The 20,899-nt window shown below is 34.2% G+C and carries 13 protein-coding genes and 1 pseudogene; 9 read left to right on the top strand and 5 right to left on the bottom strand.

The features are described from left to right. The first annotated feature begins 291 nt into the window (after nt 1-291). From MHB74_RS02885 to MHB74_RS02900, 4 genes are all read left to right on the top strand, one after another. Nucleotides 292-2,187, top strand: coding sequence for a PrkA family serine protein kinase (locus MHB74_RS02885; RefSeq protein WP_061680186.1), 1,896 nt, complete (start codon nt 292-294; stop codon nt 2,185-2,187). A gap of 446 nt (nt 2,188-2,633) precedes the next feature. Continuing rightward, a complete protein-coding gene (yhbH, locus tag MHB74_RS02890) occupies nt 2,634-3,809 on the top strand; it encodes a sporulation protein YhbH (RefSeq protein WP_061680187.1) in 1,176 nt (391 codons plus the stop codon). Between the two features lie 129 nt (nt 3,810-3,938). Then, nucleotides 3,939-7,322: a leucine-rich repeat domain-containing protein gene (locus MHB74_RS02895; protein ID WP_340843831.1), complete on the top strand. Its 3,384-nt coding sequence runs from the start codon at nt 3,939-3,941 to the stop codon at nt 7,320-7,322. A gap of 155 nt (nt 7,323-7,477) precedes the next feature. After that, nucleotides 7,478-8,344 (top strand): GNAT family N-acetyltransferase, encoded by an 867-nt coding sequence (locus MHB74_RS02900; protein ID WP_061677013.1) that lies wholly within the window; start codon nt 7,478-7,480, stop codon nt 8,342-8,344. Nucleotides 8,345-8,404: 60 nt separating this feature from the next. On the opposite strand, the gene MHB74_RS02905 is transcribed toward MHB74_RS02900, so the two are convergent. The 5 genes from MHB74_RS02905 to opuD all read right to left on the bottom strand — a co-directional run bounded on the left by MHB74_RS02905 (nt 8,405) and on the right by opuD (nt 13,100). Continuing rightward, complete coding sequence (locus MHB74_RS02905; RefSeq protein WP_061677012.1) at nt 8,405-9,265, bottom strand: transporter substrate-binding domain-containing protein; 861 nt, start codon at nt 9,263-9,265, stop codon at nt 8,405-8,407. Beyond that, nucleotides 9,262-10,029 carry an amino acid ABC transporter ATP-binding protein gene (locus MHB74_RS02910; protein WP_061677011.1) on the bottom strand — a complete coding sequence of 256 codons (768 nt, stop codon included), beginning with the start codon at nt 10,027-10,029 and terminating at the stop codon, nt 9,262-9,264. The genes MHB74_RS02905 and MHB74_RS02910 overlap by 4 nt, the downstream gene beginning before the upstream one ends. 30 nt (nt 10,030-10,059) lie before the next feature. Beyond that, nucleotides 10,060-10,713: an amino acid ABC transporter permease gene (locus MHB74_RS02915; protein WP_061677010.1), complete on the bottom strand. Its 654-nt coding sequence runs from the start codon at nt 10,711-10,713 to the stop codon at nt 10,060-10,062. Next, entirely contained in the window at nt 10,694-11,359 is a 666-nt protein-coding gene (locus MHB74_RS02920; RefSeq protein ID WP_061677009.1) for an amino acid ABC transporter permease, read from the bottom strand. Before MHB74_RS02920 ends, MHB74_RS02915 begins: the two co-directional genes overlap by 20 nt. A 190-nt stretch (nt 11,360-11,549) precedes the next feature. Next, the gene (gene opuD / locus MHB74_RS02925) at nt 11,550-13,100 is read right to left on the bottom strand and encodes a glycine betaine transporter OpuD (RefSeq protein ID WP_061677015.1); all 1,551 of its coding nucleotides are present in this window, start codon (nt 13,098-13,100) and stop codon (nt 11,550-11,552) included. Between the two features lie 268 nt (nt 13,101-13,368). On the opposite strand from opuD, the gene colA reads away from it, so the two are divergent. From colA to MHB74_RS29170, 5 genes and pseudogenes are all read left to right on the top strand, one after another. Next, nucleotides 13,369-16,266, top strand: coding sequence for a collagenase ColA (colA, locus tag MHB74_RS02930; RefSeq protein ID WP_061677008.1), 2,898 nt, complete (start codon nt 13,369-13,371; stop codon nt 16,264-16,266). Between the two features lie 246 nt (nt 16,267-16,512). Then, on the top strand, nt 16,513-17,061 hold the full coding sequence (locus tag MHB74_RS02935; RefSeq protein WP_001173143.1) for an NfeD family protein: 549 nt from the start codon (nt 16,513-16,515) through the stop codon (nt 17,059-17,061). Between the two features lie 12 nt (nt 17,062-17,073). Further along, nucleotides 17,074-18,648, top strand: coding sequence for a flotillin family protein (locus tag MHB74_RS02940; RefSeq protein WP_000155003.1), 1,575 nt, complete (start codon nt 17,074-17,076; stop codon nt 18,646-18,648). A gap of 245 nt (nt 18,649-18,893) precedes the next feature. Continuing rightward, a pseudogene (locus MHB74_RS29165) lies at nt 18,894-19,928 on the top strand (HAMP domain-containing protein); the annotation flags it as partial. Between the two features lie 81 nt (nt 19,929-20,009). After that, on the top strand, nt 20,010-20,870 hold the full coding sequence (locus MHB74_RS29170) for a methyl-accepting chemotaxis protein (protein ID WP_416241272.1): 861 nt from the start codon (nt 20,010-20,012) through the stop codon (nt 20,868-20,870). Nucleotides 20,871-20,899: the final 29 nt, after the last annotated feature.

Genomic DNA, 20,899 nt, shown 5'->3' on the forward strand with positions numbered 1-20,899 from the left:
ACACCTAAAATTAATAATAATTTCATACTAATATCCCTCCTAATTTTTCAGTTTATGAATCTTAAATATGAATCGAAATGTATGTAAGGTTCTTGGAAGAAAAGAATTTATTTAAAATGAATAGCGGTGTAAAATCTTTAATACCTATATTATACAGAATTTTCTTTGAATTTTGGAGAGAATTTTATTGCACTACTGTATATTTCATTTTGATTTAAAGAATGTTTGAGGACATCCTAGCATACCTTTTATAATAATCCGATTGAACAAGGAGATGGGGGAGGAGCTATAATGGATATTCTAAAAAAAATTGAACAGCATCGAGAAGCAGAAGAACGCTTACAATGGGAAGGTACGTTTGCGGAGTATTTAGAGCTTGTGAAGGAAAGACCATGGGTGGCTCAAACAGCACACTCTCGCATTTACAATATGATAAAAGATGCTGGAATTGAAGAGGTAGATGGTAGAAGAAAGTATAACTTCTTTAGTAATCAGCTATTTGGATTAGAGGATGCTTTAGAACGTCTTGTAGAAGAATATTTTCATCCAGCTGCAAAACGATTAGATGTTAGAAAACGTATTTTATTATTAATGGGTCCTGTTAGTGGGGGGAAATCAACATTAGTTACGATGTTGAAACGAGGATTAGAAACATATTCCCGAACAGATCGAGGAGCAATTTTTGCAATTAAAGGCTGCCCAATGCATGAAGATCCACTTCATTTAATTCCGCATCATTTACGAGATGATTTCTTTGATGAGTATGGAGTTAGAATTGAAGGGAATCTATCACCACTAAACGTTATGCGCCTAGAGCAAGAATATGGTTCAAGAATTGAGGATGTAGTTGTAGAGCGTATTTTCTTCTCAGAAGATCGCCGTACAGGGATTGGTACATTTAGCCCGTCTGATCCTAAATCACAAGATATCGCCGATTTAACAGGTAGTCTGGACTTTTCAACAATCGCAGAATATGGTTCAGAATCAGATCCACGAGCATATCGCTTCGATGGAGAATTGAATAAGGCAAACCGTGGGATGATGGAATTCCAAGAGATGTTAAAATGCGACGAGAAGTTTTTATGGCATTTATTATCGCTTACGCAAGAAGGGAATTTCAAAGCGGGAAGATTTGCGCTTATTTCAGCAGATGAATTAATTGTAGCGCATACGAATGAAACGGAGTATCGTTCTTTCATAGCAAACAAGAAAAATGAAGCATTGCACTCAAGAATTATTGTAATGCCAGTTCCATATAATTTACGAGTGAGTGAAGAAGAACATATTTATGAAAAAATGATTCGTGAAAGTGATGTATCCAATGTGCATATTGCACCGCACACACTTCGCGTTGCAGCAATGTTTACGATTTTAACTCGTTTAAAAGATCCGAAGCGTCCGGATATTGATTTAATTAAAAAGATGCGTTTATATGATGGAGAAACAGTAGAAGGTTATAATGCGATTGATGTAGAGGAGTTACAACGTGAATATCAAGATGAAGGCATGAAAGGTATCGATCCTCGTTATGTTATTAACCGAATCTCTTCTACAATTATTCGAAAAGAGGTACCATCTATTAACGCATTAGATGTACTTAGATCGCTAAAAGACGGGTTGGATCAGCATCCGTCAATTAGTAATGAAGATCGAGAGCGTTATATGAATTTCATCTCATTAGCGAGAAAAGAATATGATGAAATTGCGAAGAAAGAAGTACAAAAAGCATTCGTGTATTCATATGAAGAATCAGCGAAGACACTTATGGATAATTACTTAGACAACGTTGAAGCATATTGCAATAAATCAAAATTACGTGATCCATTAACAGGTGAAGAAATGAGTCCAGATGAAAAGCTAATGCGCTCAATTGAAGAGCAAATTGGAATTTCAGAAAATGCTAAGAAAGCATTCCGTGAAGAAATTTTAATTCGCATTTCTGCTTATGCGCGTAAAGGAAAACGCTTTGATTATAATTCACACGAGCGTCTTCGCGAAGCGATTCAGAAAAAACTATTTGCTGATTTAAAAGATATAGTGAAAATTACAACATCAACGAAAACGCCAGACGAAAATCAGCTTAAGAAAATCAATGATGTTGTTGCACGCCTAATTGATGAGCACGGCTATAATTCTTCATCTGCGAATGAATTATTACGCTATGTAGGTAGCCTGCTAAACCGATAGTTTGATAACAAAACGCTGTCTCTTGTATTTTGCGGGACAGCGTTTTATTATCCATTCATATGTGTAAAGTGTCATACCTTGTCCAAATATAATAAATTAAGATGCAATTTCATGAATTTATTGTCAATTATTTTTACAATATGCATATGATAGAGTAACCAACCATTCATACGAAAAAAGCCAACACAATACAATATGTTGCAAAGTGTAAATGTGTGCAACTATGCATTGTGTTTCTTTCTTATCAACGGCTGAATGTTTCTTTCTAGTATGTGAGTGGCAAAATTTTGTTTAGAATGCTCGGGGTATTATATGAAAAACGTTATATATGTTTATGGGATGAATTTCGATGGGCAGTTACCTTTCATTCTTGCTTGCACAGTATAAAATAAAATTTCTAGCTTGCTGTTCATATAGAAAGACAATTACAGTAAGGAGGGAAAGAAATGGGTGAAGAAAACCAACCAAATTATACGATTTCACAGGAAAACTGGTCCCTCCATCGCAAAGGATATGACGACCAACAACGCCATCAAGAAAAAGTACAAGAGGCAATTAAGAATAATTTACCCGATCTTGTAACAGAGGAAAGTATAGTTATGTCTAATGGCAAGGATGTTGTAAAAATACCAATTCGTTCTCTAGATGAATATAAGATTAGATACAATTATGATAAAAACAAACACGTTGGGCAAGGAAATGGTGACAGCAAAGTTGGTGATGTCGTTGCGAGAGATGGATCAGGTGGTCAAAAGCAAAAAGGACCAGGAAAAGGGCAAGGAGCAGGAGATGCGGCTGGAGAAGATTATTATGAAGCTGAAGTCTCTATTCTAGAATTAGAGCAAGCGTTTTTCAAAGAGTTAGAGCTGCCTAATTTAAAGAGAAAAGAAATGGATGAAAACCGGATTGAACATGTTGAATTTAATGATATTAGAAAAACTGGATTATGGGGAAATATTGATAAGAAACGAACGATGATATCTGCATATAAACGAAATGCAATGCGTGGTAAAGCATCCTTCCATCCAATTCACCAAGAAGATTTAAAGTTCCGTACTTGGAATGAAGTATTAAAACCAGATTCAAAAGCAGTTGTATTAGCGATGATGGATACAAGTGGATCGATGGGAATATGGGAGAAGTATATGGCACGTAGCTTCTTTTTCTGGATGACAAGATTTCTAAGAACGAAGTATGAAACAGTAGATATTGAGTTCATTGCCCATCATACGGAAGCAAAAGTCGTTACAGAGGAAGAGTTTTTCTCAAAAGGAGAAAGTGGCGGAACAATCTGTTCTTCTGTATACAAAAAAGCACTCGAGTTAATCGATAATAAATATTCACCAGACCGCTATAATATTTATCCATTCCATTTTTCAGACGGTGATAATTTAACATCAGATAACGCTAGATGCGTAAAGCTTGTTGAAGAGTTGATGAAGAAGTGTAACATGTTTGGATATGGGGAAGTGAACCAATACAATCGCCACAGTACCCTCATGTCAGCCTATAAAAATATTAAAGATGAGAATTTCAGATATTATATTTTAAAGCAAAAAGCAGATGTATTCCACGCGATGAAGAGCTTTTTTAGAGAAGAAGCAGGAGAGAAAATGGCATAACCCCTTTAAAAAGGGGTTATTTTTTTGTAAACTTTTCATTTTTCTAGTTGACAATGAAAATGAAAATCATTATCATTTATTCGAGATATGATTACATTTAGATTTATATATTTTGGAGGAGATGTAAAGTTGAAAAAAAATAAAAGAAAACATATAAATGCAATGTTAGTGGCTGCGACATTATCGTTGCCGTTTGCTGTTTATGCTACACCGGTCTTAGCGGCTACTGCTACTATAGAGAAAATGGCTGCACAAAGTCCAAAGAAACATGTTTTTGATGTGGTAATTAAGGCTTATAAAGATAACTCAAATGAAGAGTCATATGCAACTGTATATATAAAAGATCCAAAACTGACGATTGAAAATGGGAAAAGAATAATTACAGCAACATTAAAAGATAGTGATTTCTTTGACTATCTGAAAGTCGAAGATAGTAAAGAGCCAGGTGTCTTCCATGATGTAAAGGTGCTTTCAGAAGATAAAAGAAAACATGGAACGAAAGTTATACAATTCGAAGTAGGTGAGTTAGGAAAAAGATATAATATGCAAATGCATATTTTAATTCCCACTTTAGGGTACGATAAGGAATTCAAAATTCAGTTTGAAGTAAACATGCGTACATTTGTAGAAAGCGATATAGAAGAGGATGAAGAAGAACAAATTGAAGATACACAAAATATCATACGTGATAAACGATTACAACAAGTAATTAATAAAACTGTATTAAATAGAAAAGATGTAAATGAACCTATATTTGAAGAAGATTTAAAAGAAATTAAAGAGTTAAATATATATGCAGGTCAAGGAATTGAGAGTCTAAAAGGATTAGAGTATATGGAAAATCTAGAAAGACTAATAATACAAGGGTCTGATGTACGAAATATAGCTCCTATTTCACAGCTAAAACGTTTAAAAGTAGTTGATCTATCTTTTAATAAAATAGAAAATGTTGAGCCGCTTGTAAACTTAGAAAGACTGGATATATTAGAGCTACAAAATAATAGAATTGCTGACATTACTCCACTGAGTCAACTTAAAAAGGTTAGAACAATTAACTTATCAGGTAATAAAATTAGTGATATAAAGCCTTTATATAATGTTTCTTCTTTAAGAAAGCTATATGTAAGTAATAATAAGATTACTGATCTTACAGGCATTGAGCAAATGAATAAGTTAGGGACATTAGGGGTAGGAAGTAATGGGCTTGTAAATATTGAACCAATTAGTAAGATGAGTGGCATTGTGGAACTTGATCTTCAAAAAAATGATATTAAAGATATTACATCATTATCTAAACTAGCTGGCTTACAATCACTTAACTTAGAAGAAAACTATGTTTCGGATGTATCACCAATTAGTAATTTGAACAATTTATATGATTTAAAACTTGCGACAAATGAGATTCGTGATATAAGACCTATTCATGAATTAGGAAAACGAATTAAGATTGATGCTCAAAGACAAAAAGTCTTTTTAGATGAAGCCTACATGAATAAAGAAGTGAAAATTCCTGTATATGATTTAAATGGGACAGCACTTCAAAATATTGAGTGGAAGAGTGAAGGCGGAAGTATTACGAACGGAGCAATAAAGTGGAATAGCCTTGGAGAAAAAACGTATGAATTTAAGATGGATACTGGCGAAAGTAAGATAAGGTTCCAAGGAAGGGTAATACAAAATATCGTTGAAAAACGAGAAGAGAGTTCGAACGTAATTCAAGATATGAAACTAAGACAATACATGAATAAACATAATTTTGAACGTAAAAATGTAAATACACCTATAACGAAAGAAGATTTATTAACAGTTAAGGCTTTGAAAATTACGGATGGGAAAAAAGAGGGCATAACAGATTTTTCTGGATTAGAATTAATGACAAATATGGAAGAATTGACATTACAAAATGTTAATATGAAAAATGTGGAATTTATCTCAGGTTTGAGAAATTTGAAGTCAGTAGATTTATCCTATAATCAAATTGAAGATATTAAACCGCTTCATTCATTAGAGAATCTTGAAAAATTAAATATTAGCAATAACGGTATAAAAAATGTTCCCGAACTATTTAAGATGCAGAAATTAAAAAATCTAGACCTATCAAATAATAAACTGGATAATGCTGCTTTGGATGGAATTCATCAATTGGAAAATCTAGATGCATTGTTAGTAAATAATAATGAAATCAATAATTTAGATGAGATTAGCAAAGTTAGCAAATTAAATAAGCTTGAAATGATGGGCAATAAAGTACGAGATATTTCTCCATTAGCTAGCTTGAAAAACTTACAGTGGTTAAATTTATCTGATAATAAGATTAAAGATATCTCTACTTTATCTTCTATGCTTGATTTACTTAGCTTGAAATTAGCTGGAAATGAGATTCGTGATGTAAGACCGGTCATTCAATTGGCTCAATGGATAACAGTTGATATTAAAAACCAAAAAATTGTTTTAGAAGATGGACAAATGAATCAAGAAATCCAAATTCCTATCTACGATTTAGAGGGAGAAATCTTCGAAGATATTGAACTGAAGAGTGAAGACGGTATCGTTACCGATAGAGGAACAGTCGTATGGAAAACCCCAGGAGAAAAAGTTTATGCATTCTCCTTAAACGGAAATTATCACGGTCTATCTCTATTATTCAGTGGTACGGTTATGCAAAATATAGTAGCGAAAGAAGAACCAAAAGAACCAACACCAGGAGCTGAAGAATCGAAAGAAGAGCCAAAAGAACCAACAAAAGAAGTTGAAAAACCAAAAGAAGAAGTAAAAGAACCAGCAAAAGAAGTTGAAGAACCGAAAGAAGAAGTAAAAGAACCAGTAAAAGAAGTTGAAGAACCGAAAGAAGAGCCAAAAGAACCAACGAAAGAAGTTGAAAAACCGAAAGAAGAGCCAAAAGAACCAACGAAAGAAGTTGAAAAACCAAAAGAAGAGCCAAAAGAACCAACAAAAGAAGTTGAAGGTCCGAAAGAAGAAGTAAAAGAACCAGTAAAAGAAGTTGAAGAATCGAAAGAAGAAGTAAAAGAACCAGTAAAAGAAGTTGAAGAACCGAAAGAAGAGCCAAAAGAACCAACAGCGGAGGTTGAAGAACCAAAAGAAGAAGTAAAAGAACCAACAGCGGAGGTTGAAGAACCAAAAGAAGAAGTAAAAGAACCAACAGCGGAGGTTGAAGAACCAAAAGAAGAAGTGAAAGAACCAACAACAGGAGTTGAAGGATCGAAAGTCGAGGTAAAAGAACCGGCAAAAGAAGTTGAAGGATCGAAAGACGCAGTAAATCAATCAGCAGTAGTTCAAGAACAAAACGTGAATAATCAAGTTGTGAAAGAAAAAGTAGTAGAGAATCAAAAAATGAAAGAAAGTAAACCAGCTGTTAATAAACAAGAAGAAAGTAAGAAATCATTAGGAGCAACAGGTGGGCAAGAAAATAATGTATCTTTATTTGGTGGCTTAGCATTAGTTCTTTCAGCATTAAGTATGTTTGTATTTAGAAAGAAATTATTTAAGAAATAAAAACGTTTTATCTTACTATAACGTAAAATAATTATATGATTTTTTGAGAAGACATTATTATGGCGATTTCATTTTGAAATATGCTTATGATAATGTCTTTTTTTGAAGGATATAAATGGAAAAAGTGTAAATGTATTAGAGAAGGAGGAGAGGTTATGCATGTTAGTTCTATTTTGAAAATCGAAGAGGTGGCAGCATTTATTGCGAATATGAATAAAGATGCTACTCATCATGTTGGTTATTGTGGAGATGAGAAAGAGGAGTTGTTACAGACAATTATTCATGATTTTTCGGATATAGGATGGGAACAATCTTTTGTTGCTACTTATGAGAATAATAATTTAATAGGTGTATTAGGATTTGATGTGGATGAAGTAAAAAAATGTGCAGAGATTTGGGGACCGTTTATTCTTTCAGCGAATTGGGAAGAAGTTGCTTTACATATGTGGAAGGAACTTATCGAAAAGGTGCCTTTTCATATTGAAAAGTTTTATGGTTTTTATCATGTGGAAAATAATAATTGTGCCCGCCTAATGAAGGAGTTATATGCAAAAGAACAAGATCGACATAGTATTTTCAGTTTAAGCCATAGTATTGTGGAAGAACGTAGTATATGTAATGTAGAAGAAGCTTTACCAAAAGTATTTGAGCAGTTTATCTCTTTACACAATAATACTTTTCCTAATACATATTATGAAGGAAATGAAATTATCGAACGTTTAAGTGATACGAATAAATTATTTGTAAGTATGAAGGATGATAAGTTAGAAGGTTACGTATATGTTGAAGTAAATCCGGAGTTTCAAGAAGCGAATATCGAATTTATTGCAAGTGCTGAAAATAGTAGAAGAAAAGGTGTCGGAGAGCGGTTATTACAAGCTGCTATTCAGTATATTTTCTCGTTCCACGGGATGAGAGAGATAGAGTTATGTTTGAATACGAATAATGATCGTGCGATGAAGTTATACAAGAAAGTAGGTTTTGAGGAGAAAGCATGTTTACAACACTATATAATAGAGTAAAAACCCATTCGTATGAAGATTATAATTCATACGAATGGGTTTTATTTAATTTAATTTAATTTAATTTAATTTGCCGCCCTCAGTAATAACGGATGCAGGAGTAATTTGAGGACCGAATTCTTCTTTTAGATGTTTGTCATATAGTGTATGTAGGAAGTTTTCTTTTCCTAGTTTTTCAAGCTCTTTATTTACCCAATCATGCACTTCTTTGTTACCTTTCTTCACTGCTATAGCAATTAAGTCATCTCCACCTAATTTGTCTTTTAATAAGTGGAATCCAGGGTTTTTGTTTGCCCAAGATAGAAGGACAAGATTGTCTTGAGCATATGCATCAGCACGGCCATCTTTTAGTGCTTGTAACGCTTCTGTATTTTTATCAAATTTAATCAATTCTACGTTTTTCATATTCTTTGTTAAATAAATATCTGCAGTTGTACCCTTTGTTACAATTACTTTTTTACCTTCTAAATCTTTTACTGATTGAATAGGACTACCATCTTTAACAAGCACTTGCACAGCTACTTTTAAATGTGGATTTGTAAAATCAACTACCTTTTTTCGCTCATCTGTTGCAGTCATATTCGCTAATACGAAATCTACTTTATCAGATTGTAAATACGGAATACGGCTTGCTGCTTCAACGGGAACAAATTTCACTTTTGATTCATCACCTAATAAGTCTTTTGCAAACCGTTTTGCCATATCAATTTCAAATCCAACGTTTTTACCATCTTTGTCAACGTAACCGAATGGTGGTTTATCTGTAAAAACAGCAACGACTAGTTCACCGCGCTCTTTTATTTGTTCAATTTTCCCACTTGGTTTTGCTGAGGTTTTTTCTGTTTTCTTTTCATTTGAACCACATGCAACGACTAAAATAGAAAGCAGTCCGATCATAATAAATGTTAGTAACTTTTTCATATAATATCTCTTCCTTTCACCGTTTCAATATAGAAAAATTGATTTAAGAAATGTTGTGCACGTTCTGTTTGCGGAGATGTGAAAAAAGTAGTTGGATCTCCTGTTTCACAAATTTCTCCTTCATCCATGAAAATAACTCGATCAGCAACAGCTTTTGCAAATCCCATTTCATGAGTGACGATTAACATTGTCATACCTTGTTTAGCTAAGCTCATAATGACTTCTAATACTTCTTTGACCATTTCAGGGTCTAGTGCAGCTGTTACTTCATCAAATAAAATGACTTCAGGATTCATACAGAGAGTGCGAACAATTGCAATACGCTGTTGTTGCCCGCCAGATAACTCTCTTGGATAGGCACCTTTTTTCTCTAGTAAACCGACTTTTAGTAATAATTGTTCCGCTTGCTTCAATACTTCATTTTTATTTCGTTTTTGTACTTTTAGGGGACCGAGTAAAATGTTTTCTAAAACAGTCATATGCGGAAATAAATGATAACTTTGAAAGACCATTCCGATTTTTTGACGGAGTTTTTGCCAGTTAACGTCGTTTTTCGGAAGGGGGGCTTCATGAAAAAGCATTTGCCCACTTTGGATATCCTCAAGACCATTTAAGCACCTCAGTAATGTACTTTTTCCGCAGCCACTTGGACCTAAAATAACGATGACTTCTCCGGAAGATACTTGTAAGCTAACGTCTCTTAAAACAGGGGTATCACCGTATGACTTATAGATGTTTTGTAATTGTAACAATGGAGCAGTCATATCTTTTCTCCTCTCAAACTATTGAATTGTCTATATCCATCTTGTCTCTAGTTTTCTTGACCAAATAGATAGTGGATAGCAAAGCAAAAAATAGAAAATAAATAAGCAACCGTATATGAGAAATGCTTCTCCTGTTCGCTCTACAATTTGTTGCCCAGCTTTTATGACTTCAGTTACACCAATTAAAACGGTCAAAGATGTTGTTTGAATAATACGAATGAAGATGTTTATTGTAGCTGGAATCATTCGCCGGATTGTTTGGGGAATGAGTACATATTGATACAATTGATTCTTATTCATTCCGATAGATTTTCCAGCTTCTACTTGGCCCTTTGGTAAGGACTGAAGTGCTCCTCTTACAATTTCTCCAATTTCTGTGATTCCCCATAATGATAGAGCTGTAATAGCGGCTACTGTACTAGAAACATCTATCCCTAGAGCGATTGGAAGGCCGAAAAAGAAAAGAAACAACCAAACAAGGATTGGGATAGAACGAAATAATTCAATATAAGTTCTTGAAATGAATCTTAAAATAGCAATCTTTGATGTACGGATAATTCCAAATAGAATTCCACCAATTGTACTAATGATGATTGTAAATAATGCAATTAATAATGTTTGTTCTAGTCCCTTTAGCAATTGCGGGAGTGATTCAATTAGTAGATTAATGCCCGAATTGCCCATAACGATTTCTCCTTTCTAACCAAGATAGTAGAAATGATAGTGGTACAAAAAGAAAGATATAGGAAGCAGTTAGCATAATGAGCATCTCAGATGTTTTGTAATAAATTGAAATTAAGTTTGTTGTTGTATACAACAATTCAGGAACAGCGATCGCAGAAACGATAGATGTTTCTTTTAATAAAAAGATAAAATTTGCAAATAAGGCTGGTGCAGAAATAGTTGTGGCTTGTGGTAAAACTACAAATCTAAATAGTTGCCATTTATTTAATCCAATGGCATATCCTGATTCCACTTGGCTTTTGGCTATTGAATCGAGACCCGATCGAATGACCTCTGTCATATATCCACCACCTAAAAAACACATTGCAAGTAATGCGATTGAAAAATTAGATAATGTAATACCTAATGATGGTAAACCGAAATATAAGAAAAATAATTGAATGAGTAAAGGGGTATTTCGAGCTACCTCTACATAAGCGCGAACGAATGTATGTAGAATGCGAACTCGAAAGAACAAGATTAAACCATTTATACTCGCAATAAGTAATGAAATGATAATGGCGATACATGCGATTTTTAAAGTTAATAGTGCACTATCTAGGAATAGTGGGATTTGTTCCCTCATAAAATCGATGTCTATTTCCACATGGACAACCTCCTTTCATTTAGATATCAAGAAAAAAAGATTAAAAGTTAGTAAAATATGTAAAAACATTCAATTTATTTCCTTTATAATAACATATAATTCCTATAAAACAAGTAGGTTTTATTTGTTTTAGGAAAATAAATGAAATGAAAATAGAAAACACCTCTCCTGAAAGAAGAGGTGCTAATCGTTACATAACTTTTTTTATTTTTTTCGGAACTTCTTTCGTTTGCGAATTAACATCTTCTTTTCGCAGCTCTTTAAAGAGCGAAGTAACCATAAGAACGACTACGATAGAAAATGGTAGTGCTGCGATTATAGCTGCAATTTGTAGTGCATTTAATCCTCCAGCTTGTAATAAAAGAGCTGCAATGATCGCGATTGTTAATCCCCATATAAGTTTTAAACTATTTTTCGGTGATAAGCTTCCGTTACTCGTTTGCATTGAAACAACAAACGTTGCCGAGTCGGCAGAAGTAACGAAAAATGTGGCTACTAAAATTAACCCGATAACCGTTAAAAATGTAGAGAATGGTAGGTGTGAAATAACAGCAAATAATCCAATCTCTGTACCGTTTTTTGCAATTTCATCAGCTATTCCAAGCGATTGGAACATTTCCATATGGATAGCCGTACCGCCAAATACTGCAAACCAAAATGTACATATAAGAGTTGGGACTAATACAACTCCAATAATAAATTCTTTTATTGTGCGCCCTTTAGAAATACGAGCGATGAATGTACCGACGAATGGAGACCAAGAGATCCACCATCCCCAATAGAAAATAGTCCAGTTTTCAATCCAAGAAGAAGATTTTTCATTAAATGCTCCTAAATTTAATCCCATACTAGGTAAAGCTCCGATATAAGAACCGAGTGTAGATGTGAAATATTTCATAATAAATACAGTTGGTCCTAAAAGTAAAAAGGAGATGAGTAATATACCTGCAAGAGAGAAATTTAAGTTACTCAAATATTTAATCCCACGATCTAAGCCCGTTTGTGCGCTTGTTAAATATAAAACAGCGAAGATGGCGATAAGTACGAGCTGTGTAAGTAAAGTGTTATGAATAGAAGGGAATAAATAGCTTAATCCTCCGGCGATTTGTTGAGCACCAATCCCAACAGATGGCACAATACCGAATACTGTGGCTAAAACAGCTAAAATATCGACTGTTTTTCCGATAGGAGAATTTTTCGATCGATTAAATAATGGAGTAACTGTAGCCCCAATTGTGCTACCTTTTTGTTTACGGAATGTGAAATATGCAATTGTTAAAGCAACCATCGCGTATAGTGACCACGGAAAGAGTCCCCAGTGGAAAAATGAATACTGCATGGCGAGTTTGGCGCTTTCCTCTGTACCTGCGTTTCCTGTTAATGGATCTGTAAAATGTGAAATCGGTTCAGTGATTCCATAAAAGAGGAGTCCAATTCCCATTCCTGCTCCAAACAACATGGATAGCCAAGATGGATAACTATACTGTGGTTTTTCTCCATCTTTACCAAGACGAATAGAACCGTACTTAGAAAATGCTAAATAAGTGGCTAAAATAATCATTGCGGTCATAAGTAGAGAGTAAAACCATCCAAATTTATTGAGGATAAATGAGTTTAAGGAAGATGTAACACTTTGTAAATCATAGCCTTGTATCCAACTTGCCGGGGTAATTCCCCATATGATGAATAATGTTGTTAGCAAGATGGAGATATAAAATACACTGTTCTCTTTTTTTATCATAGAATCCCACCCTTGTTTAATAAAGTTAACAATTATATTAATCATAACAATTAAAGGGTTAATTGTCAAAAAATTCTCTTTTTTACGCGTGTGAAGGGACTGTTTAATTGCCATAGATTCATAACTATTGGAGGTTAGATAAAGGGAAGGTTGTTCACGATATGTACAAAATGTAAGAAGAAATAATATGAAATATTGCATTTTATATTGTTGTATCTAGATTTTATGTTAAATTCGTGAATGGAATATTTGAATAGGGGGCAAGGATATGAACAAGAAATCAACAATTAATAAAGTAATGCTTAGCATTAGTACAATGGCTCTATCACTGGGGGCAATTCAAACTCATGTATCAGCAGAAGAAAAGGTGCCATATAATGTATTGCATTCGAGACCGGTTGGAATTGAAAAGCCAGTAGATGAGATTGGGCACGTTTCTAAAGCTGAGGAGACATTATCGTTTAAAGAACGGTTACAAGTAGGAGACTTCTCGCAGCGACCAGCATCTATTATGAAGAGCTCAGAAGTTAAGCAAGTTAAAGAAAGTTATTCAATGGCTGATTTAAACAAAATGAATAATCAAGAATTGGTTGAAACACTAGGAAGTATTAAATGGAATCAAATTACAGACTTATTCCAGTTCAATGAAGATGCAAAGGCTTTTTATAAAGACAAAGGGAAAATGCAAGCGGTTATAGATGAATTAACTCACCGAGGTAGTACGTTTACGAAAGATGATTCAAAAGGAATTCAAACGTTTACGGAAGTGTTACGTTCAGCTTTTTATCTCTCATTTTACAATAATGAATTAAGCGATTTAAATGAGAGAAGCTTCCAGGATAAATGTTTACCTGCTTTAAAAGCAATTGCAACCAATCCAAACTTTAAGCTTGGTACATATGAGCAAGATTCAGTCGTATCTGCATACGGTAAATTAATCAGCAATGCTTCAAGTGATGTAGAAACGGTTCAATACGCAGCTAATATTTTAAAACAATACAATGATAATCTTCGTACGTATGTAGACGATCGTATGAAAGGACAAGCTGTATACGATATGATGCAAGGTATTGATTATGATATGCAATCTTATTTATTTGAAACTCGTAAAGAGGCAAAAGATACAATGTGGTATGGGAAAGTAGATGGGTTTATTAATGAAATAAATCGTATCGCTCTTCTAAATGAAGTAACATCAGAAAACAAGTGGCTCGTTAATAATGGAATTTATTTCGCTAGTCGTTTAGGGAAGTTTCATAGTAATCCTAATAAAGGATTAGAGGTTGTTACACAAGCAATGCATATGTACCCGCGTTTAAGTGAGCCATATTTTGTTGCAGTAGAACAAATTACAACAAATTATAACGGGAAAGATTATAGCGGGAATACAGTAGATTTAGAGAAAATACGTAAAGAAGGAAAAGAACAGTACTTACCAAAAACGTACACATTCGATGATGGATCTATTGTGTTTAAAACAGGGGATAAAGTATCAGAAGAAAAAATTAAGAGACTATACTGGGCTGCAAAGGAAGTAAAAGCACAGTATCATCGTGTAATTGGAAATGATAAAGCGTTAGAGCCAGGCAATGCGGATGATGTATTAACGATAGTAATTTATAACAGTCCAGAGGAGTATCAGTTAAATAGACAACTGTATGGATATGAAACAAACAACGGTGGAATTTATATTGAAGAAACAGGAACATTCTTTACATATGAGCGTACGCCAGAACAAAGTATTTATAGCTTAGAAGAGTTATTCCGTCATGAGTTTACTCATTATCTTCAAGGTAGATTTGAAGTGCCAGGTTTATTTGGAAGAGGAGATATGTATCAAAATGAGAGATTAACTTGGTTCCAAGAAGGAAATGCAGAATTTTTCGCAGGATCTACTCGTACAAATAATGTAGTACCGAGAAAGAGCATTATTAGTGGATTATCATCTGATCCTGCAAGCCGTTATACAGCAGAGCGCACATTATTTGCTAAATATGGTTCTTGGGATTTCTATAATTACTCATTCGCATTGCAGTCTTATTTATATACACATCAATTTGAAACATTTGATAAAATTCAAGATTTAATTCGTGCAAATGACGTGGAAAATTATGATGTATATCGTGAAAAGCTAAGTAAAGATTCTAAACTAAATAAAGAGTATCAAGATTATATGCAACAGCTAATTGATAATCAAGATAAATATAATGTGCCGGAAGTAGCAAATGATTATTTAGCTGAACATGCACCGAAATCACTAACAGCAGTAGAGAAAGAAATTAGTGATACGATGCCTATGAAAGATGGGAAAATGAAAAAACATAGCTCACAATTCTTTAATACATTTACATTAGAAGGTACGTATACGGGTAGTGCAACAAAAGGTGAGGCAGAAGACTGGAATGCAATGAGTAAGAAAGTAAATGAAGCGCTAGAACAACTGGCACAAAAAGAATGGAGTGGCTACAAAACTATTACAGCATACTTCGTCAATTACCGTGTGAATAGCTCAAAGCAATTTGAATATGATGTAGTCTTCCACGGTATCGCAAAAGATGACGGAGAAAATAAAGCCCCAACAGTTACTATAAATGGGCCTTATAACGGACTTGTAAAAGAAGGTATTCGATTTAAAAGTGATGGCTCAAATGATGAAGATGGAAAAATCGTTTCTTATTTATGGGAATTTGGAGATGGAAGCACAAGTGCAGAGGTTAATCCAGTACATGCATATGAAAGAGAAGGAACTTATAAGGTAGCGTTAAGAGTAAAAGATGATAAAGGTAAAGAGAACAGAAGCGAAACAACTGTTACGATTAAAGATGGAAGTTTAACAGAATCAGAACCAAATAATCGTCCAGAGGAAGCAAATCGTATTGGGCTAAACACTACTATAAAAGGTAGCCTTATCGGCGGAGATCACACTGATGTTTATACATTTAATGTAGCATCAGCGAAAGATATCGATATTTCCGTTTTAAATGAGTATGGAATCGGGATGACATGGGTACTTCACCATGAATCAGATATGCAAAATTATGCAGCTTACGGTCAAGCTAATGGAAATCATATAGAAGCAAAATTTGGTGCAAAACCAGGTAAGTATTATTTGTATGTATATAAATATGATAATGGCGATGGAACGTACGAATTATCAGTAAAATAAGTGCTTTTCCAATGTATGTTTAACTTTACTTTTTGTGGAAAATAGTATATTATATAGATATATAATATATCGGTTATTTACTAGGAGGAGCCTGTCACAATAGGTTTCTCCTGTTCTTTTTTAGGGGCCTGTCTTACAGGCTTTTCTTTAAAGGGTAAATAACTGAAAATTAAGAACTATAATCTTTGAAAGAGGTGGGGCATACACATAACAAAAAAGGGATTGTTTAAGAGAGGGGGATAAGAAATGGCTTTGTTTGGTTATCCACTTGAAACAATTTATTTATACGGATTTATTATTGCTACTATACTCACTGTTATTTATATCTTTTTTGGAGATATATTTGAATCCATATTTAGTTTTGGAGGCGGATCTGTATCCGTTGTTACTTTATTACTTAGTTTTTTCGCCATGTTATGTGGACTTAGTTATATAGGAGAATATTTATTTTCCTTTAATAGCATTCTTATTTTTGGGGCTGCATTTGCTATATCCTTTATTGGTGTTTTCATAATGAAAATATTAATTTTAAAGCCAATCGCAGAAGCAGAACAAAACACTGTGCAGCGTATGGATGAATTCATTGGTTGTAAGGGAGAGGTCATTACGACTATTCCTACAGAAGGATTTGGTGAAGTATTAATTTCCTCCCAATTTGGAAACAATGCAATCCTAGCTAAAACAGTTGGAAAGAAAGATATTTCACAAGGAACTGAAGTTATTATCGAGGGAGTCCAAGATGGTGTTTTGCTTGTACAGAACATCGCTTATTCTTTAAAGAAACCAAAATTATAAGGGGGAATTTACATGACGATTCCATTAATTATCGGTGGAGTATTACTCGCAATTTTAATTCTACTCATTTTAGTATTCATTACAAAGTATCGAACAGTTGGACCAGATGAAGCATTAATTGTTACTGGAAACTGGCTTGGTGGCGGGAAAAATGTAGTTACCACTGATGATGGAAAGAAGATTAAGATTATTCGTGGTGGCGGTACTTTCGTAGTTCCGATTATGCAAAGAGCAGAGCCTTTAAGTCTATTAAACTACAAGTTAGAAGTGGGAACACGTGATACGTATACGAAACAAGGTGTACCGATTACAGTAAACGGTGTTTCTATTATTAAAGTAGGATCTACCATTGAAGAAGTTTCTACAGCTGCTGAACAATATTTAGGAAAAGAAACAGAAGAGTTGAAAATAGAAGCAAAAGAGGTTTTAGAAGGGCATCTACGTGCTATCTTATCTTCTATGACAGTAGAAGATGCGTATAGTAATAGAGAGCAATTTGCTCAAAAGGTGCATGAGGTAGCTTCTACAGATTTAAAGAAAATGGGTCTTCGCATTGTTTCCTTTACAATTAAAGAAATCATGGATAAGAACGGTTATTTAGATGCACTTGGTCAGCCGCAAATTGCGACAGTTAAGCGTGATGCAACTATTGCGAATGCAGAGCGTGAAAAAGAAGCTCGTATTGAAAAAGCTCGTGCTGAGAAAGAAGCGAAAGAAGCTGAATACCAACGTGATGCCCAAATCGCTGAAGCTGAAAAACATAAAGAGTTAAAAGTACAATCTTATAAGAGAGAGCAAGAACAAGCTCGTGCAGATGCCGATCTTTCTTACGAATTACAACAAGCGAAAGCGCAACAAGGTGTTACAGAAGAGCAAATGCGCGTTAAAATCATTGAGCGTGAGAAACAAATTGAATTAGAAGAAAAAGAGATTGCGCGTCGTGAAAAGCAATACGATGCAGAAGTAAAGAAAAAAGCAGATGCAGATCGCTATGCTGTTGAGCAATCAGCGGAAGCAGAGAAAGTAAAACAAATTAAAAAGGCAGATGCGGATCAATATAAGATTGAAGCTGAAGCGAGAGCTCGTGCAGAAGAAGTACGTGTAGAAGGTTTAGCGAAAGCGGAAATCGAAAAAGCGCAAGGTCAAGCAAAAGCAGAAGTACAAAAAGCACAAGGTACAGCGGAAGCAGATGTTATTAGGTTAAAAGGTTTAGCAGAAGCAGAAGCGAAACAAAAAATTGCAGAGGCATTTGAGTTATATGGCCAAGCGGCAATTATGGATATGGTTCTTAACATGCTTCCAAGTTATGCGAAGGAAGTTGCAAGCCCACTTAGCAACATTGATAAAATTACAGTTGTCGATACAGGCGGCGGTGGTAAAAATAGCGGTGCCGGAAAAGTTGCAGGTTATGCGACTGATTTAATGGCAACGATGCAAGAAACATTAAAGGCTTCTTCTGGCATTGACTTAAAAGAGTTATTAGAAGGATTTGCTGGAAAAGGAGCAGTACAACAATTATCAAACGATAAACCTGTTGTGTCTGTAGTAGAAGATGAGAAAAAAGAAGTAGCAAAAGATAAAGAATAGCAAAGTGAAGAACCTCTAGTAAGTGAGATACTAGAGGTTCTTCTGTGAATTATAATATTTCGAATAATATACATTTTTATATATTGTTTTAATTATATAAATTATATAGAATGAAAAAGGTATGTATCAACTCTTCAATAGAGAAAGATATAGAGAGTCACACTGATACATTTCAATCGTAAGATTTATATAAAGAAATTAAATGTAAGGCAATTACATTTAAAACGGTATGGAGGGGTAGAAACATGTTTCAAGGAAAATTAAGGAGTAGTAGCTTAAAAGCAAAGTTACTTGTATCATTTGTTATCATTTTAATTCTTCCAAGTATTGTAATTGGTTGGACGTCTTATCAACAAGCGAAGACAAATTTTAATGAAACGATTTCACAATCGGCGAAAGATAATATAAAAATTTTGGATAATGTAATTAATAAAGAATTGGATAGTAAAAAAGTAGATGCAGTTTATTTTACGAAGTTATTTACACAATCAAGTTACCAAGCGGATCAAATACAAAATATCCAAAATAAACTAGAAGAATATAATAAGTTACATCCAGAACTGGAAGCCATCTATACTGGAACCAGCAATGGGCAGTTTATTCAATCACCGTCTATTCAAATGCCAGAAGGATATAATCCTACAGAAAGAGATTGGTATAAAGAGGCAGCGAAAAAAAGTGGAGAAGTAATTATTACAGCTCCATATAAATCAAAAACGACAGGAAATATTGTTATTACAATAGCAAAACAAAATGAGGATAAGAGCGGTGTTCTCGGTATTGATTTAATTATTAATGATATCGTAAACACTTCGAAGATGGTTAATATCGGTAAAAGTGGATATGTAGCAATTTTTGATCAAGATAAAAATGTAGTAGCGCATCCAACGATGAAGCCAGGGGATAAGGTAGAAGAGAAGCTTGAAAAAAAGTTGTATAAACAAGAAATAGGTGATTTTAATTTCACATTAGATGGTGAAGAGCGCCATATCACTTTTAAAACAAATAAGATAACTGGATGGAAAATAGCAGGAATTATGCCTTCAAAAGAAATTATTGAAGCAGCTGAACCTATTTTCTATAAAACGATAACTGTTATTGGTATTTCATTAATAATTGGCGGGATTTTAATTTACTTCATAATTGCTTCTATAATTAATCCGTTAAAACAACTTGTTATATCATCGAAAAAAATTAGTGAAGGCGATTTAACAGAATCCATTACAGTTCATTCTAAAGATGAAATTGGACAGCTAGGAGAAAGCTTTAACGAGATGGCAGCATCATTACAGAAGGTCATTTCTAATATAAATACTTCAGCAAGTCATGTAGCGGCATCTTCAGAAGAATTAACAGCTAGTATGAAGCAGACGAGTGAAGCGACGGAACAAATTACACAAGCGATAGAGCAAGTGTCGAGTGGAGCGGAAATACAAACGAAAGAAGTTGAAGAAGGCGCAACGTTATTAGAAGAAGTTACAGAAGGAATTCAGCGTGTTGCAGATAGTTCTTCATTAGTATCCACAGCATCTATGTATACGAAGAAAAAGGCCGAAGATGGTGGGAAGTTAGTTGAACAAACTGTGAATCAAATGCAATTAATCCATGATTCGGTTTCACAATCAGATAAAGTTATTGTGTTGTTAGATGATAAATCGAAACAAATTGGAGCGATTCTTGAGGTGATTCAACATATTGCAGAGCAGACAAATTTACTAGCATTAAATGCTGCAATTGAGGCTGCGAGAGCTGGAGAGCAAGGAAGAGGATTTGCAATTGTAGCAGATGAAGTGCGAAAGTTAGCAGAACAATCAGGACAGTCTTCTACGGAAATTGGAAAACTAGTAAAAGAGATACAATTTGACATAAAAGAGACAGTAAGCTCTATGAAGCAAGTTGGAACAGAAGTACAATCAGGACTTGTAGTTGCAAATGAAACGAAGCAAAGCTTTGCTGAAATATTGAAGTCTACAGATGATACAGTTGTACAAATTGATAGTATGGTAGAAGTAGCGAAACAAATGACAGTAGATGCAAAACAAGTTAGCGCATCTATTAATGAAATTGCAGCTACGATTGAAGAAAATGCAGCAAGCGTTCAAAATATTGCTGGTTCTTCAGAAGAACAATTAGCTTCAGTGGATGAAATCAATGCAGCAGCAGTTCATTTATCGCAAATGGCAGAAGAATTACAAGAGATGATTGGAAAATTTAAAGTGTAATAAAAAATGTTAAGAAACGAGGTAGTAAT

Source organism: Bacillus sp. FSL K6-0069 (genome assembly GCF_038007785.1).
GTDB classification, from domain to species: domain Bacteria; phylum Bacillota; class Bacilli; order Bacillales; family Bacillaceae_G; genus Bacillus_A; species Bacillus_A mobilis.